The organism is Sphingomonas montana (assembly GCF_001956315.1).
Taxonomy (GTDB): Bacteria; Pseudomonadota; Alphaproteobacteria; order Sphingomonadales; family Sphingomonadaceae; genus Sphingomonas_R; species Sphingomonas_R montana.
In genome coordinates, this window is sequence record NZ_MOLY01000046.1 from 358,826 (window position 1) to 372,991 (window position 14,166).

The following is a 14,166-nucleotide window of genomic DNA, read 5'->3' on the forward strand; positions in this document are numbered from 1 at the left end:
AGCCTCCGTCACGCCGGAAAGAGGCGGAACCGGGTGGGCGCCAAGTGGACGGTATCGCCAAGCGCGGCTGGCGAGGGCAGATCCGCCTCGAACGGCTTGTCGATACCGGCGACCTGCACCTCGACCCGCGTCAGGCCGTTCTTCGGCCGGGCGAGCAGCACGGTGGCGGGGATGCCGCCATCGGCCAAGACGACGTCATGTGGCCGGAACCAGGCGTGGGCCGCACCGTCCGCCACTGCCACGGGGCCGAGGTCGATCGTGCCGTACCAGGCGCGACCGGCGCGGACCGCGACCGGCAGGCAATTCGATTCGCCGACGAAACCGAACACGAAGGCGGAGGCCGGTCGGTCGTAGATGTCGGCGGGGGGTGCGACCTGTTCGATGACGCCATGGTCCATCACGACGACGCGGTCGGCGAGTTCGAGTGCCTCCTCCTGATCGTGCGTCACGAAGATCGACGTGAGGCCAAGCCGGTCGTGGAGGCCGCGCAGCCAGCGGCGGAGATCTTTGCGGACCTTGGCGTCGAGCGCGCCGAACGGTTCGTCGAGCAGCAGGAAGCGCGGTTCGACCGCGAGTGCGCGGGCGAGCGCGACACGCTGGCGCTGGCCGCCCGACAGTTGCGCGGGGTAGCGGCCGCCGAGGCCGGGGAGCTGGACGAGATCGAGCAGTTCGGCGACGCGGCGGGCGATCTCCGCCTTGGCCGGGCGGTCGCGACGCGGGCGAACGGTGAGGCCGAACGCGATGTTGTCGGCGATCGTCATGTGGCGGAACAGCGCATATTGCTGGAATACAAAACCGACGCCGCGTTCGGCCACCGGGCGGCCGGTGACGTCCTCGCCGTCGAAGGCGACCGTGCCCGCATCGGGAAACTCCAGCCCCGCGATGATCCGCAGCAGCGTGGTCTTGCCGGAGCCGGAGGGGCCAAGCAGCGCCAGGAACTCGCCCGGTTGCGCGTCGAGATCGATGCCGTGCAACGCGGCGAAACTGCCGAACGTCTTTCGCACGCCGGTAACGGTGATGCCCATCAGTGTCCGATCCCCTGGATCTGGTCGCCGTAGCGCCATTCGAGCAGCGTCTTCACCACCAGAGTGACGAGCGCGAGCACCGCAAGCAGCGATGCGACCGCGAAGGCGCCGACGAAATTATATTCGGTGTAGAGGATTTCGACATGGAGCGGCATCGTGTTGGTCAGCCCGCGGATATGGCCCGACACGACCGATACCGCACCGAATTCGCCCATGGCGCGCGCGTTGCAGAGCAGTACACCGTAGAGCAGGCCCCAGCGGATATTGGGCAGCGTGACATGCCAGAAGGTCTGCCAGCCGGTGGCACCCAGCGAGATGGCCGCTTCCTCGTCGTCGCGGCCCTGTTCCGCCATCAGCGGGATCAGTTCGCGTGCGACGAAGGGGAAGGTGACGAAGATCGTCGCGAGCACGATGCCGGGGACGGCGAAGATGATCTCCACCCCGTTCGCCTGAAGCCAGGGGCCGAACCAGCCGTTGATGCCGAACAGCAGCACGTAGATGAGCCCCGCTACGACCGGCGAGACGGAAAAGGGGAGGTCGATCAGCGTGATGAGCAGGCCCTTGCCGCGAAATTCGAACTTTGTGATGCACCAGGCCGCGACGATGCCGAACACGATGTTGGCCGGCACGCTGATCGCCGCGACGAGGAGGGTCAGGCGCATCGCGGCCATGGCGTCCGGTTCGGCAAGCGCGCTCAGGAAGGTCGGGACGCCCTGCCGGAACGCTTCGACGAACACGGCGACGAACGGCATCAACACGAACAGGCCGAGGAAGGCGAGCGCGGCGGCGATCAGGGCAGCGCGGGTCATCAACGCTCCATGCGGCGGCGGCGCCAGACCTGCAACAGGTTCACGGCGAGCAACATCGCGAAGGCGAGCAGCAGCATGACCGTCGCGATCGCGGTGGCGCCGGCATAGTCATATTGTTCGAGCTGCGTCACGATCAGCAGCGGGGCGATCTCGGTCTTGTACGGCAGGTTGCCGGCGATGAAGATGACCGAGCCATATTCGCCGACGCCGCGCGCGAAGGCGAGCGCGAAGCCGGTCAGGAGCGCGGGGCCGATCGCGGGCAGGATGACGCGGCGGAAGATGGTGAAGCGGCCGGCACCGAGCGAGGCGGCGGCCTCCTCCAGATCGCGTCCGACATCCTCAAGCACCGGTTCGACCGAGCGCACGACGAAGGGGAGGCCGACGAAGACGAGCGCGATCGTAACGCCGAGCGAGGTATAGGCGACCTTGATTCCGAGCGGGGCGAGATACTGGCCGATCCAGCCGTCCGTCGCCCAGAGTGCGGTGAGCGCGATGCCAGCGACCGCGGTGGGAAGCGCGAAGGGCAGGTCGACGATCGCCGACACGAACCGCCGGCCGACGAAGCGGTAGCGGACAAGCACCCAGGCGACGAGCATGCCGAACACCGCGTTGACCGCGGCGGCGGCGAGTGCCGCGCCAAAGCTCAGCCGGTAGGCGGCGACCGCGCGTTCGGAAAAGGCGACGCGCGCGAAGTCGGCGGGCCCCATGCCGGCGGATTTGAGGAACACGGTCGACAGCGGGATCAGCACGACGATCGAAAGATAGGCGAGGGTCAGGCCGAAAGTCAGGCCGAAGCCGGGCAGGACCGAGCGCTTGAGGCGGGTCATGTTGCTGGCCAGCGTCTGTGGTCGGTTCTCGACGGGCGTGTGTCGACTACGCTCGACACTGCTCGAACCGAACGGGGTGTGTGGGGTAACGCCACAAACCCAAAGCCGTTCGGTTCGAGCCTGTCGAGAATCCTGGGCATCTGGACGTTCAGCGCCCGTTCGGGCGGTAGATGGCGTCGAAGGTGCCGCCGTCGGCGAAGTGGGTCGCCTGCGCCTTGCGCCAGCCGCCGAAGTCGCCGTCGATCGTCAGCAGCTTGGTCTGCGGGAATGTGGCGGCGTAGCGCGCGGCGACGGTCGCGTCGCGCGGGCGGTAGTGTGCCTTGGCGATGAGATCCTGCGCGGCGGGGGTGTAGAGGAAGTCGAGATAGGCCTTGGACACAGCGGCGGTGCCGTGGCGCTGCGCGTTGGCATCGACCACTGCGACGGGCGGTTCGGCCAGGATCGAGACGGTGGGCACGACGATGTCGAACTTGCCGCGGCCCATTTCATCGCGCGCGAGCATCGCCTCATTCTCCCACGCGAGCAGCACGTCGCCCAGACCACGTTCCGCGAATGTGGTGGTGGAACCGCGCGCGCCGGAGTCGAGCACGGGCACGTTCTTGTAGAGCCGCGTGACATAGTCGCGTGCGGCGGCATCCGACCCACCCGTCTTACGGCCGTAACCCCAGGCAGCGAGGTAGTTCCAGCGCGCGCCGCCCGACGTCTTGGGGTTCGGCGTGATGACCGACACGCCGGGCTTCACCAGATCGGCCCAGTCGCGGATCTTCTTCGGGTTGCCCTTGCGGACAAGGAACACGATCGTCGAATAATAAGGCGCGCTGTGGTCGGGCAGTTTCGCCTGCCAGTCCTGTGCGAGCAGCTTGCGGTCGGCAAGAATGTCGATGTCATAGGCGAGCGCCAGCGTGACGACGTCGGCCTCCAGCCCGTCGGCGACCGAGCGCGCCTGCTTGCCGGAGCCGCCATGGCTCATGCGGATCGACAGCGGCTTGCCGGTCTTGGCCTTCCAGTCGGCGATGAAGGCGGCGTTGATGCCGCGGTAGAGTTCGCGCGTCGGATCGTAGCTGACGTTCAGCAGTGTCGTGCCGTCCGCAGTGCCGCCGCCGGAGCAGCCGGGCAATGCGGCGAGCGCTGCCAGCGTCAGCGCGATCGTCAGGCTGCCTTTGATCGGTCGCATCTTCGAAAATCCCTTTTCGTGCTGTTATTCCGCGCACGCGCCGCTTGGCCAACAGGCAAAACTGTCAGCGATCAAACCATAAGCTTTTCGATGGGCGTTTGATCCGCTGCCGACGGATCCCCCGCAAGCTGATCCACCGCCAGCCGATCCGACAGCCGGATGCGATCGAGGATGTTGGCGGTTTCGTCGCGCACGGTGAGCATGACGGCGCGCAGGCGGCACCCGGCCTCGTCCACGCAATTGACGCAGGGTTCGTGGTTCAGCCGGCTGGCGCAGGGGACGAGCGCCAGCGAACCGCGCGTCAACCGGACGATATCGCCATAGGTTATGTCCTGCGGCGGGCGGGCGAGCCAGTAGCCGCCGACCTTTCCGCGCATCGTTTCGACCAGACCGGCGCGTTTCATTTCCGACAGGATGACGGTCAGGAACTTGGCGGGAATATTCTGCGCCGCGACGATTTCGGTCAACTGCACCGGGCCTTCGCCATAGCGGTCGGCAAGATGCTGGAGCGCGCGGGCGGCATAGCGAGTACGTTGGGACAGCATGTGCTTGTCTATCTAGGCGGTCGGCTTTGGTAAGCCAAGCGGCCAGCTTGCGTTTCGCGAGCGGCAGATGTAGGGCGCGTGGACGGCAGGCTGCGATCATGCGGTCCTGCCGGCGATGTGGCGGCCATAGCTCAATTGGTTAGAGCGCCGGTTTGTGGTACCGGAGGTTGCGGGTTCAATCCCCGTTGGCCGCCCCATTTTCCCCGATATCGTTCCAATATCAGGCGTCCCGATCCGCGCGATTTTGGGCTGGTATCGCGTGCGTCCGAACATTATTGCCGGTGTCCGTAATAAAATGTCGCGTGAGGATATCGGCCATGACCGCCCCCTGGGATTATCTGGATTATGACGACCATGAAGGTCTGCATTTCTTCCGGGATCGCGCGAGCGGGCTGACGGCGGTCATCGCGATCCATTCCACGACGCTCGGCCCCGCGGCGGGCGGCACGCGCTACTGGCAGTATGATGACCCCGAACTGGCGGTGACCGACGTGCTGCGCCTGTCGCGCGGCATGAGTTACAAGAACGCGATGGCGGGCCTGCCGCTGGGCGGGGGCAAGGCGGTGATCCTGGCGGATGGTGCGGCGGGCGCGGGCAAGTCGCCCGAACTGCTGGCGGCGTTCGGGCGTGCGGTCGATTCGCTGGACGGACGCTATGTAACCGCGGAGGATGTCGGTATCTCGCTGGCCGACATGGTCGCGGTGCGCGGGCAGACGCGGTTCGTGTCGGGCCTGCCCGCCGAAGGCGGGGCCGCGGGCGGCGATCCGGGGCCGTTCACGGCGCAGGGCATCTTCCTGGGGATCGAGGCGGCGGTACGGCGGCGGCTGAAGCGCGACCTGGACGGCGTGCATGTCGCGATCCAGGGCGTGGGGTCGGTCGGTGGCGGGCTGGCGCGGCGGCTGGCGGCGCGTGGGGCGAAGCTGACGCTGGCCGATGTCGACGCGGGGCGTGCGGCGCGGCTGGCGGACGAACTGGGCGGGCGTACGGTGGCGGCGGCGGACATCCTGCGCGTCGAGGCCGACGTGGTGAGCCCGAACGCGCTGGGCGCGATCCTGGACGACGCGACGATCGCCGCGCTGTCCGCGCCGATCGTGGCGGGCGGTGCGAACAACCAGCTGGCGACGCCGGCGGACGGCACGCGGTTGCAGGCCCGCGGCATCCTGTATGCGCCCGACTATGTCATCAATGCCGGCGGCATCATCAGCGTGGGCGTCGAATATCTGGGGCAGGGCGACCGCGACGCGGTGGAAGCGCGGATCGCGCATATCCCGGATCGGCTGAACGCGATCTGGGACGAAAGCGATGCAAGCGGCGACAGCGCAGCGGCGGTGTCCGACCGGATGGCGCAGCGTCTGATCGGGCGGTAGTTTTTTTGCTGCTTTATCCCGGATCAAGTCCGGGATGACGGTGTGCTTTCAAATGCTGTCATCCAGCACCGTCTATCCCGAGCGCAGTCGAGGAACCCTTCGAGCGTAGTCGAGAAGCCGAAGTTGGCCCCTCGGCTGCGCTAGGGAGAGTGTGCCTCGACTGCGCTCGGCATGGACGAGGTTTGGGTTTGAGTATTATCATCCGGCGTTGCGGATTAGCAGCAGATGTTAGAGGTTTGGCCCTGCGGCAATGACCATCCGTCGCAGATAATGTTCGCGCCACGCGGTCAGCAGTCCGCCGGTCACCACCAGCGCCGCGCCCAGCAAGGTCGTCGCGACGGGCGCGTGGGCGAAGACGAGCCAGCCGAACAGCGTGGCCCAGAGAATCTGGATATAGTCGAGCGGGGCGACCACGGCAACGGGGGCGTGCTGCAGCGAGGCGGTCATCATCAGCTGTCCGCAGATGCCGACCATGCCGGCAGCGACGAGCAGTGCCCAGGTCGTGCCGTCGTGGCGTTGCCCGAACCAGGGGAGCGCCATGAGGCCGGCGACGGTCGTGGCAACGGTGAACCAGAACACGATCGCGGCGATGCCCTCGCTCTTGCCGATCTGGCGCAGCGTGGTGGCGACGCCGGCCTGGCCCACCGCGGCGGCGACCGCGACCGCGACGCCGGCGATCGGAAGCCGGTCGCCGCCCGGCTGCATCACGATCAGGACGCCGGTGAAGCCCATCGCGACCGCGACCCAGCGGTAGCGCCCGACGCGTTCGGACAGGACGAACACGGACAGGATGGTCGCGAACACCGGGGCGGCGAACGTGATGGTCGTCGCCTCCGCCAGCGGCAGCATGATGAGCGCCTGGAAGGTGAGGACCATCGAGACGAGGCCGATGGCGGAGCGGGTGAGGTGGGCCAGCGGCCGCGCGGTGCGGAGCGCGCCGAGGCCGGGGCCGAGCAGGACCCATGCCATCAGGACCGGCAGGCCGAAGCCGTTGCGGTAGAGGATCATTTCCGGCGCGGTGACGCCGCGTTCGCTCGACAGCTTGAGCGCGACCGCCATGATCGCGAAGCAGGATGCGGAGCCGAGCCGGAGCGCAATGCCGAGCAGCGGGCGATCGGCGGCGGGCGCGGTCGTCTTCGGCGTTGCGGGCAATGGGGCGGGGTTCGGCATGTCGGGCGGCGTCTAGGCGGGCGACTCCCCGCGCGGCAAGCGCGATCGGTTCTTTCGCGGGCGGCCAACAGCCTCTATGCAGGCATGAAACATGCACGCTTTCGCCAACCCGACAAAATTCCTGGCAATCGCCCGGCCGGTGACGCCGTGGGCGTTGTGGGGCGGTGTGCTGCTTTCGCTGGTCGGGCTGGCGTGCGGGCTGTGGCTGACGCCGGCGGACTATCTGCAGAAGGACAGCGTGCGGATCCTGTACGTCCATGTGCCGGCCGCGTGGCTGGGGATGGCGGGCTGGACCGGGATCGCGGCGGCCAGCCTGATGCAGCTGGTGTGGCGGCATCCGCTGGCGGCGGTCGCGGGGCGCGCGCTGGCGGTGCCGGGCGCGGTGTTCGCCGCCCTGTGCCTGGCGACGGGGTCGATCTGGGGCCGGCCGACCTGGGGGACGTGGTGGGAATGGGACGGGCGGCTGACGTCGATGCTGATCCTGTTCTTCCTGTACCTGGGCTATATCGCGCTGGCGCAGGCGAATGCCGACCGCGGGGCGGGCGGGCAGCGTGTGGTCGCGATCTTCGGCATCGTGGGAGCGGTCAACATCCCGGTCATCCGCTATTCGGTGGTGTGGTGGAACACGTTGCACCAGGGGCAGAGCATCGGGCTGACCCGCACGACGATCGACGCATCGATCCTGTGGCCGCTGCCGATCGTGGTGCTGGGGTTCACGATGCTGTTCACCGCCGTGGTGCTGATGCGGATGCGGACGATGCTGGCGGACGGCAAGGTCGAGGCGCGGTTGCGGCGGATGGCGCGGGCATGAACCACTGGCCGTTCGTGATCGCCGCCTATGCCATCGTCCTGGCCGGGACGGGCGGGCTGTGCGTGTGGGCGCATGCGGCGATGCGCCGGGCGGAACGGCGCGCGGATGCGGTGACGTCCCAGCCCAGGCAGGCCGGCCAGTCCAGGCAGGCCGATCAGTCCAGGCAGGCCGAACGATGAAGGCGAAGCATCAGCGGCTGACGCTGGCGGTGCTGGCGATCGTTGCGGTGGTCGGTGCCGCGCTGCTGGCGATGTCCGCGCTGAAGGATCAGGCGGCCTATTTCTACACGCCCACGGACGCGGTGCGCGACGGCGTGCAGCCGGGGCGCGCGGTGCGGCTGGGCGGGATGGTGGCCGACCGGTCGATCGTGCGCGAACCGGACGGGGTGACGGTTCGCTTCGTCGTGACGGACGGCGCGCAGACGGTGCCGGTACGCTACACCGGGATCGTGCCGGACCTGTTCAAGGAGAATAGCGGCGTGGTGGCGGAGGGGGCGTTCGTGCCCGGCGGCGGGTTCGTCGCGACGAACATCCTGGCCAAGCATGACGAACGCTACATGCCGCCGCAGGTGGTGGGCGAGATGCACAAGTCGGAGAGCATCGCGCCGGCCAAGCCGGGTGGGCGGACATGATCGCGGAGTTCGGGCTGGCGGCGCTGTGGATCGCGGCGGCGCTGTCCGTGCTGCAGCTGGGGCTGTCGGCGCTGGGGCTGACCGGCGCGCGCGATGCGTTGCTGCCGCCGGTGCGCGCGGTGGCGGTGGCGCAGGGGGTGATGAGCGCGGCCGCGTTCGTGGCGCTGATCTGGCTGTTCGTGCGGGTCGACCTGTCGGTCGCGCTGGTCGCGGCGAACGACCATAGCGAGAAGCCGCTGCTGTACCGGTTTTCGGGGACCTGGGGAAACCACGAAGGGTCGATGCTGCTCTGGGTGGCGGTGCTGGGCATGGCCGGGGCGGCGGTCGCGCTGATCGAGCGGCGGTTGCCGGAACGGACGCTGGTCGCGACGCTGGGCGCGCAGGCGTTCATCGCGATCGGGTTCTTCGCGTTCCTGCTTTTCGCGTCCAACCCGTTCGCACGGCTGGATCCCGCGCCGGCGGAGGGGCTGGGGCTCAATCCGTTACTGCAGGATCCGGGTTTGGCGTTCCATCCGCCGACGCTGTATTTCGGCTATGTCGGGTTGTCGGTTGCCTTCTCGTTCGCGGTCGGTGCGCTGGTGACGCGCGACGTGGGGCCGGCGTTCGCGCGCGCGATGCGGCCGTGGGTGCTGGGCGCGTGGATATTCCTGACACTGGGCATCACGGCGGGGAGTTACTGGGCCTATTACGAACTGGGCTGGGGCGGCTGGTGGTTCTGGGACCCGGTCGAAAATGCATCGCTGATGCCCTGGCTGGCGGCGACCGCGCTGCTTCATTCGGTGACGGTGCTGGCGACGCGCGACGGGTTGCGCGCTTGGACGATCATGCTGGCGGTGATCGCATTCTCGATGAGCATGGTGGGGACGTTCCTGGTACGGTCGGGCATCCTGACCAGCGTGCATGCGTTCGCGGTCGATCCGACGCGCGGCGGGTTCATCCTGGCGTTGCTGGCGATCTATATCGGCGGGGCACTGGCGCTGTTCGGCTTACGCGTCGGCACGGTGCGCGAGGGGCAGCGGTTCGACGCAGTCAGCCGGGAGGGTGCGCTGGTGGCGAACAATCTGCTGCTGTCCGCGATCCTGGGTGTGGTGCTGATCGGGACATTGTATCCGCTCGGCGTGGAGGCGCTGACAGGGGGCAAGCTGTCGGTCGGGCCGCCATATTTCAACGCGGCGGCGGGGCCGTTGGCGCTGGTGCTGGTCGCGCTGATGGGGGCGGGGCCGCTGGCGCAGTGGCGGCGGGATGACGGTTTTGCGGTGTTCAGGCGGATGGCGGTGCCGATCGTAGTCGCGGTAGTGGCGATCATTGCCGTGCGGATGAGTGCGCCGTCGATTCGGGTGTTGCCGCTGCTCGGGCTGATGGTCGCGGCGGGGGCGGCGGTGGCGAGCGTCGCGCCGTTGTGGAAGCGCAAGCTGCTTCGCACGCCGCTGTTCACTTATGGCATGGTGGTCGCGCATCTCGGCATCGCGGTGGCGCTTGCCGGCATGGCGTCGGAGGCGGCGTTCACGCAGGAGACGCTGGTCGCGGCGCGGCCGGGCGAAACGCACCGGGTCGGGCCATGGTCGCTCCGGTTCGACGGGGTGGAGCCGATCGCGGGCGAGAACTGGACCGCGATCGAGGGGACGCTGACCGTGCGGCGCGGCGGCGATGCGGCTTATGTGATGCGTCCGCAGGCGCGAGCCTTCTCCGCGCCGCCGACCGAGACGAGCGAGGCGGCGATCCGCACCGTGATCGACGGGCAACTCTACGTCGTGCTGGGCAAGGCGGACGCGCAGGGGCGCTGGCAGTTGCGGCTGTGGTGGAAACCCTATGTGACGCTGATCTGGCTGGGCGGCGGGTTGGTCGCGCTGGGCGGGGTGCTGTCACTGATCGGGCGGGTGCGGCGCGAGCGGCGGGCGCGGGTGGCGGAGGCCTACGCATGACCAAGGCGGGCGTACGCTGGCTGTTGTGGGTGCCGCTGGTGGCGTTCCTGCTGTTCCTGGGGCTGGTCGCCGGCGGGCTGCTGCGGCCGGCGGACCGGACGATCGTGTCGCGGCTGGTGGGGCAGCCGATGCCGGCGATCGCGTTGCCGGCGGCGTCGGCGTCGCGGCCGGGGCTGCATGCGAAGGCGGGCGGGGCGCGGCTGGTGAACGTATTCGCCAGCTGGTGCGTGCCGTGCGCGGCGGAGGCGCCGCAGCTGGCGGCGCTGGCCAGGGCGGGCGTCCCGATCGACGCGATCGCGATCCGCGACACGCGGGCGGACGTCGACCGGTTCCTGGCGCGCTACGGCAATCCCTATCGCGCGATCGGCAGCGATGCGGACAGCCGCGTGCAGATGGCGCTCGGGTCGTCTGGCGTGCCCGAGACGTTCGTGGTGGACGGCCGCGGCATCATCCGGGCGCAGAAGATCGGCGATATCCGGCCGGAAGACGTGGCCGGGCTGATCGCCGCGGTGCAGGCGTTGCGATGAGGCGGGTGCTGGCCATCCTGCTGCTGGTCGCGCCGGTCGCCGCAGAGGCGCAGTCGGCCGTGCCGCCCGCGGCGTTGAGCGATACGCAGCTCGCCGATCCCGCGGCGGAGGCACGCGCCAATGCGCTGATGCAGACCCTGCGCTGCCTGGTGTGCCAGGGGCAGTCGATCGCGGACAGCGATGCCGACATGGCGGGCGACATGCGCGCGCTGGTCCGGCGGCGGATCGCGGCGGGGGAACGGCCGGAGGATATCCGCGCCTGGCTGGTCGCACGCTACGGCGACTGGGTGAGTTACGACCCGCCGCTGAGTGCCGTCACCTGGCCGCTCTGGGCGTTGCCGGTGTTGCTGGTGATCGCGGGTGCGATCGTGGCGCGCGGCAGTTTCCGGCGTCGGGGGCGGCCATGACGGGGTGGCTGATCATGATCGTGCTGGCCGCGGCGGTCGGTGTCGGGCTGGCGCGGTTCGGGCGGTTTCCGCGGGGGGCGGTCGAACTGCTGGGGGCGGCGCTGCTGCTCGCGCTGGCCGGCTATGCGTGGCAGGGCAATGCGGGTCTGGCGGGGCGGCCGACGCCGCCGCGCACCCAGCCGGCGGGGCCGGACCGCGATTACGGCGCGTTGCGGGAGACGATGTTCGAACGGTTCACCGGCGACGCGCAGGTGCTGACGACGGCGGACGCGTTCCAGCGGCAGGGACTGGATCTCTACGCGATCGGTGTGCTGCGATCGGCACTGGTGCGGCGGCCGCGCAGCGCGGACCTGTGGACGGGGATGGGTAACGCGTTGGTGGCGCATGCCGACGGGCTGGTGACGCCGGCCGCGGAACTGGCGTTCGCGCGCGCGACCAAGGCATCGCCGCTCCATCCGGGGCCGCCCTTCTTCCTGGGGCTGGCCTATGCGCAGGCGGGGCAGCTGGAGGAGGCGCGGGCGGCATGGGCGGGGCTGCTCGCGCGGACGCCGCCGGACGCACCGTGGCGGGCGGACCTGGCATTGCGGGTCCGGGCGGTGGATAGGTTGCTTGGCGATGTCCGATGACGCTGATCGCACGTTCCGGTTACTCCGTCTGGATCGGTCGATTTCGGGAAAGCCTTGCCGTGAGGGCCTTTCCCGGCAGACGCTGCCCGTGCGTTGTCCGGCATAGGTTTCCGATCGGGAACGTAGCATCAGAGCCTGGGTTCTCACGGCACGCTTGACGCAGCAGTAAGTTGCCCAGCAGATCATCACAGGATAGTGATTACCCGACGAACGGGAAGCGTGGCATCGGCTATTGCCAGCGCATGCTTCGTTTTAATAGTCATCGTTTTGGGTAACGAAACGTCGGAAATATCCGGATGGATGTTTCCGGGAATGGTCATGCTGCTTTGCGCTTGGGAAGCAGTATTTAATTTTTTACCGTTTGCCGGTTAATCCAAAAACGAAGCCTTTACGGTCAATTATATCAACGATGGTGCCGAGTGATTCTAGTGTTATTCCAGATCAATGGCGCGGTTGTGGTGGCTACGGGCATCGGCTGACACCAGCATTACCGCCTCATTCATGAAACGTCGGTGGTTCTCGATGCTCGAGGCCCGATCGGGGACGTGATGGACCCAAGCGATTAGCGCCATTGTGTAATCTGTCCGACCAAGAGATGAATGCGAATGCCTGCACCCTCCCTGATCGCGCCGCTCTGCGGCTTGCTGCTGCTCTGGACCGCTTCTGCCGGCGCGCAGCAGCGGTCGGCAGCGCCCGCGGCCTTTGATGCCGGCAAGGCATGGTCCGCTTTCGAAAAGCTGCTGCGCGAAGACTATGGCTATTATGATCGGGCAGGCATCGATGGCGATGCGATCCTGTCCGCCTTTGCCGTTCGCGCGAAGGCTGCGCGATCGGACAAGGCCTTCATCGATACGCTCCAACAGGTAGCCCATAACTTTGCGGACCCGCATTTCATCGTGGGTCCGTTCGATGCCGACGACTGGGCGATCATACCCACCGCATCCGACCTGTTCGGCACCTATGACGGTTCGTCGTTCCGGATCGGCGAAGCAAGAAGCGGCGGCGATGCGCTGGGCAAGGGCGTTCGACCGGGGATGACGGTGCTGCGGATCGACGGCCAGTCTCCGCGTGCCGTCATCGAGACGATTACCGGGCGTCCGTTCGGGGCGCTAAGTCCCGTCCAGGTCGGGTTCGCCTTCAATGTCGCGCTGGCCGGGCGTCACAAACGCCTTCGCACGCTGGAACTGGCCGAGGGTCGGCAACGGCGCACCGTCGTGCTGGCGGCAACGTCGGACCAGGCCAATCGCGTCCGAACCGGGCCGCTTCTGGATGTCGAGCGGCAAGGCGCGCTCGGCATCATCCGCATCAACAACGCGCTCGGCGAACAGGCGTTGATCGGGCAATTCGCCCAGGCGCTGGCGACCCTTTCCGACACGACGACATTGCTGATCGACCTGCGCAACACGCCCAGCGGCGGCAACACCAGCGTGGCACGCGGCATCATGGGCCACTTCGTCGATCATGATCGACCCTATCAGATGCATGTCATCCCGTATGAGGCGCGGGTGCTGGGGCCGACGCGGAAGTTCATGGAATATGTCGCCCCATATGGCACGCGTTATGCCGGCAAGGTGTATGTCGCCGGTGGTCACTGGACCGGCAGCATGGGCGAGGGGCTGATGATCGGGTTCGACGCAATCGGCGCTACCACCGTCGGCACCAATCTCGCCGACCTCCTGGGTGCCCTGAGCAACGAGACGATCGAGGGATCTGCCGCGAAGGTCGATATTGGCAACGAGCAGCTTTTTACGGTGACCGGCTTGCCGCGGGAAGCCTATCGACCGCAACTTTACCTTGTCCGGGCCGAGCGGGATCAGAACCGGGACCCGGTTCTGGCGTCCATCGGAAGATAGGCGCAGTCCCGGATTAACATCGTCGTGTGACGGCAGGACCTTTGCGTCATCGTGGCGGGTCGCAAAGATTTGCCATGTTGGCTTTGGCGGCCTCTGGCCAGTGATCATGCATCGCCGGGACGTGGTGACCGGAGCGGGTTGTCGCTCCGGTCCCGGTTTTACTTGCCGCGGCCGGTCTTGGCCTGCAGTTCGTCGATTTTCTTCGAGGCGTCGGCCTTGGTCAGGCTGTCGTCGAATTCCTCACCGGCTTCCTCGCTCAGCGTCTTCAGATAGGAAGCCTGCGCGCCGGTCATGGCTTCGTCGCCCGTGGTCCAATCCGCCGGATCCTTTTCGGCGTTGGAGGTCGGGTGCGTCTTGGGGTTCTCGGTGGTCATGGACGTCCTTTCATCATGCGGAAGGAGAACGTCGATGTTCGCTTTGCGTTCCGGTATTGGGATGCCCGACCGGACGAACGGTGCCGCGCGCGTAGCGA

At 67.7% G+C, this 14,166-nt stretch carries 16 protein-coding genes and 1 tRNA gene; 10 read left to right on the forward strand and 7 right to left on the reverse strand.

Annotated features, from left to right (window positions below; translation table 11 throughout):
• Window positions 1-8 precede the first annotated feature (8 nt).
• From BKY59_RS16770 to BKY59_RS16790, 5 genes are all read right to left on the reverse strand, one after another.
• Entirely contained in the window at window positions 9-1,025 is a 1,017-nt protein-coding gene (locus tag BKY59_RS16770; protein ID WP_076073261.1) for a sulfate/molybdate ABC transporter ATP-binding protein, read from the reverse strand.
• A complete protein-coding gene (cysW, locus tag BKY59_RS16775) occupies window positions 1,025-1,834 on the reverse strand; it encodes a sulfate ABC transporter permease subunit CysW (RefSeq protein WP_076073262.1) in 810 nt (269 codons plus the stop codon). Before cysW ends, BKY59_RS16770 begins: the two co-directional genes overlap by 1 nt.
• Complete coding sequence (cysT, locus tag BKY59_RS16780) at window positions 1,834-2,661, reverse strand: sulfate ABC transporter permease subunit CysT (RefSeq protein ID WP_076073263.1); 828 nt, start codon at window positions 2,659-2,661, stop codon at window positions 1,834-1,836. Before cysT ends, cysW begins: the two co-directional genes overlap by 1 nt.
• A gap of 148 nt (window positions 2,662-2,809) precedes the next feature.
• Window positions 2,810-3,835 carry a sulfate ABC transporter substrate-binding protein gene (locus BKY59_RS16785; RefSeq protein ID WP_083672213.1) on the reverse strand — a complete coding sequence of 342 codons (1,026 nt, stop codon included), beginning with the start codon at window positions 3,833-3,835 and terminating at the stop codon, window positions 2,810-2,812.
• Between the two features lie 71 nt (window positions 3,836-3,906).
• On the reverse strand, window positions 3,907-4,380 hold the full coding sequence (locus BKY59_RS16790) for an RrF2 family transcriptional regulator (protein WP_076073264.1): 474 nt from the start codon (window positions 4,378-4,380) through the stop codon (window positions 3,907-3,909).
• A gap of 120 nt (window positions 4,381-4,500) precedes the next feature.
• Here BKY59_RS16790 and BKY59_RS16795 point away from each other — a divergent pair.
• Together BKY59_RS16795 and BKY59_RS16800 are read left to right on the forward strand one after the other, a co-directional pair.
• Window positions 4,501-4,577, forward strand: a tRNA-His gene (locus BKY59_RS16795).
• Window positions 4,578-4,697: 120 nt separating this feature from the next.
• Window positions 4,698-5,747 carry a Leu/Phe/Val dehydrogenase gene (locus tag BKY59_RS16800; protein ID WP_076073265.1) on the forward strand — a complete coding sequence of 350 codons (1,050 nt, stop codon included), beginning with the start codon at window positions 4,698-4,700 and terminating at the stop codon, window positions 5,745-5,747.
• Window positions 5,748-5,975: 228 nt separating this feature from the next.
• On the opposite strand, the gene BKY59_RS16805 is transcribed toward BKY59_RS16800, so the two are convergent.
• Window positions 5,976-6,917: a DMT family transporter gene (locus BKY59_RS16805; RefSeq protein WP_083672214.1), complete on the reverse strand. Its 942-nt coding sequence runs from the start codon at window positions 6,915-6,917 to the stop codon at window positions 5,976-5,978.
• A 91-nt stretch (window positions 6,918-7,008) separates the two neighbouring features.
• Here BKY59_RS16805 and ccmC point away from each other — a divergent pair, with 91 nt between their 5' ends.
• From ccmC to BKY59_RS16845, 8 genes are all read left to right on the forward strand, one after another.
• Entirely contained in the window at window positions 7,009-7,728 is a 720-nt protein-coding gene (ccmC, locus tag BKY59_RS16810) for a heme ABC transporter permease CcmC (RefSeq protein ID WP_076073267.1), read from the forward strand.
• Window positions 7,725-7,907: a heme exporter protein CcmD gene (locus tag BKY59_RS16815; RefSeq protein WP_076073268.1), complete on the forward strand. Its 183-nt coding sequence runs from the start codon at window positions 7,725-7,727 to the stop codon at window positions 7,905-7,907. The genes ccmC and BKY59_RS16815 overlap by 4 nt, the downstream gene beginning before the upstream one ends.
• The gene (ccmE, locus tag BKY59_RS16820; RefSeq protein WP_076073269.1) at window positions 7,904-8,359 is read left to right on the forward strand and encodes a cytochrome c maturation protein CcmE; all 456 of its coding nucleotides are present in this window, start codon (window positions 7,904-7,906) and stop codon (window positions 8,357-8,359) included. The genes BKY59_RS16815 and ccmE overlap by 4 nt, the downstream gene beginning before the upstream one ends.
• A complete protein-coding gene (locus tag BKY59_RS16825) occupies window positions 8,356-10,281 on the forward strand; it encodes a heme lyase CcmF/NrfE family subunit (RefSeq protein WP_076073270.1) in 1,926 nt (641 codons plus the stop codon). The genes ccmE and BKY59_RS16825 overlap by 4 nt, the downstream gene beginning before the upstream one ends.
• Window positions 10,278-10,808 carry a redoxin family protein gene (locus tag BKY59_RS16830; RefSeq protein ID WP_076073271.1) on the forward strand — a complete coding sequence of 177 codons (531 nt, stop codon included), beginning with the start codon at window positions 10,278-10,280 and terminating at the stop codon, window positions 10,806-10,808. The genes BKY59_RS16825 and BKY59_RS16830 overlap by 4 nt, the downstream gene beginning before the upstream one ends.
• Window positions 10,805-11,215, forward strand: coding sequence for a cytochrome c-type biogenesis protein (locus BKY59_RS16835; protein ID WP_076073272.1), 411 nt, complete (start codon window positions 10,805-10,807; stop codon window positions 11,213-11,215). The genes BKY59_RS16830 and BKY59_RS16835 overlap by 4 nt, the downstream gene beginning before the upstream one ends.
• The gene (locus BKY59_RS16840) at window positions 11,212-11,841 is read left to right on the forward strand and encodes a tetratricopeptide repeat protein (RefSeq protein ID WP_076073273.1); all 630 of its coding nucleotides are present in this window, start codon (window positions 11,212-11,214) and stop codon (window positions 11,839-11,841) included. The genes BKY59_RS16835 and BKY59_RS16840 overlap by 4 nt, the downstream gene beginning before the upstream one ends.
• 605 nt (window positions 11,842-12,446) lie before the next feature.
• Window positions 12,447-13,694 carry a S41 family peptidase gene (locus tag BKY59_RS16845; protein WP_076073274.1) on the forward strand — a complete coding sequence of 416 codons (1,248 nt, stop codon included), beginning with the start codon at window positions 12,447-12,449 and terminating at the stop codon, window positions 13,692-13,694.
• 158 nt (window positions 13,695-13,852) lie between these two features.
• Here BKY59_RS16845 and BKY59_RS16850 read toward each other — a convergent pair whose 3' ends face one another.
• Window positions 13,853-14,068: a DUF3072 domain-containing protein gene (locus BKY59_RS16850; protein WP_076073354.1), complete on the reverse strand. Its 216-nt coding sequence runs from the start codon at window positions 14,066-14,068 to the stop codon at window positions 13,853-13,855.
• Window positions 14,069-14,166 lie beyond the last annotated feature (98 nt).

Coding starts and splice junctions, on each gene's coding strand:
- BKY59_RS16770 (WP_076073261.1), bottom strand. CDS start 1,025: ATGGGCATCACCGTTACCGGCGTGCGAAAGACGTTCGGCAGTTTCGCC.
- cysW (WP_076073262.1), bottom strand. CDS start 1,834: ATGACCCGCGCTGCCCTGATCGCCGCCGCGCTCGCCTTCCTCGGCCTG.
- cysT (WP_076073263.1), bottom strand. CDS start 2,661: ATGACCCGCCTCAAGCGCTCGGTCCTGCCCGGCTTCGGCCTGACTTTC.
- BKY59_RS16785 (WP_083672213.1), bottom strand. CDS start 3,835: ATGCGACCGATCAAAGGCAGCCTGACGATCGCGCTGACGCTGGCAGCG.
- BKY59_RS16790 (WP_076073264.1), bottom strand. CDS start 4,380: ATGCTGTCCCAACGTACTCGCTATGCCGCCCGCGCGCTCCAGCATCTT.
- BKY59_RS16800 (WP_076073265.1), top strand. CDS start 4,698: ATGACCGCCCCCTGGGATTATCTGGATTATGACGACCATGAAGGTCTG.
- BKY59_RS16805 (WP_083672214.1), bottom strand. CDS start 6,917: ATGCCGAACCCCGCCCCATTGCCCGCAACGCCGAAGACGACCGCGCCC.
- ccmC (WP_076073267.1), top strand. CDS start 7,009: ATGCACGCTTTCGCCAACCCGACAAAATTCCTGGCAATCGCCCGGCCG.
- BKY59_RS16815 (WP_076073268.1), top strand. CDS start 7,725: ATGAACCACTGGCCGTTCGTGATCGCCGCCTATGCCATCGTCCTGGCC.
- ccmE (WP_076073269.1), top strand. CDS start 7,904: ATGAAGGCGAAGCATCAGCGGCTGACGCTGGCGGTGCTGGCGATCGTT.
- BKY59_RS16825 (WP_076073270.1), top strand. CDS start 8,356: ATGATCGCGGAGTTCGGGCTGGCGGCGCTGTGGATCGCGGCGGCGCTG.
- BKY59_RS16830 (WP_076073271.1), top strand. CDS start 10,278: ATGACCAAGGCGGGCGTACGCTGGCTGTTGTGGGTGCCGCTGGTGGCG.
- BKY59_RS16835 (WP_076073272.1), top strand. CDS start 10,805: ATGAGGCGGGTGCTGGCCATCCTGCTGCTGGTCGCGCCGGTCGCCGCA.
- BKY59_RS16840 (WP_076073273.1), top strand. CDS start 11,212: ATGACGGGGTGGCTGATCATGATCGTGCTGGCCGCGGCGGTCGGTGTC.
- BKY59_RS16845 (WP_076073274.1), top strand. CDS start 12,447: ATGCCTGCACCCTCCCTGATCGCGCCGCTCTGCGGCTTGCTGCTGCTC.
- BKY59_RS16850 (WP_076073354.1), bottom strand. CDS start 14,068: ATGACCACCGAGAACCCCAAGACGCACCCGACCTCCAACGCCGAAAAG.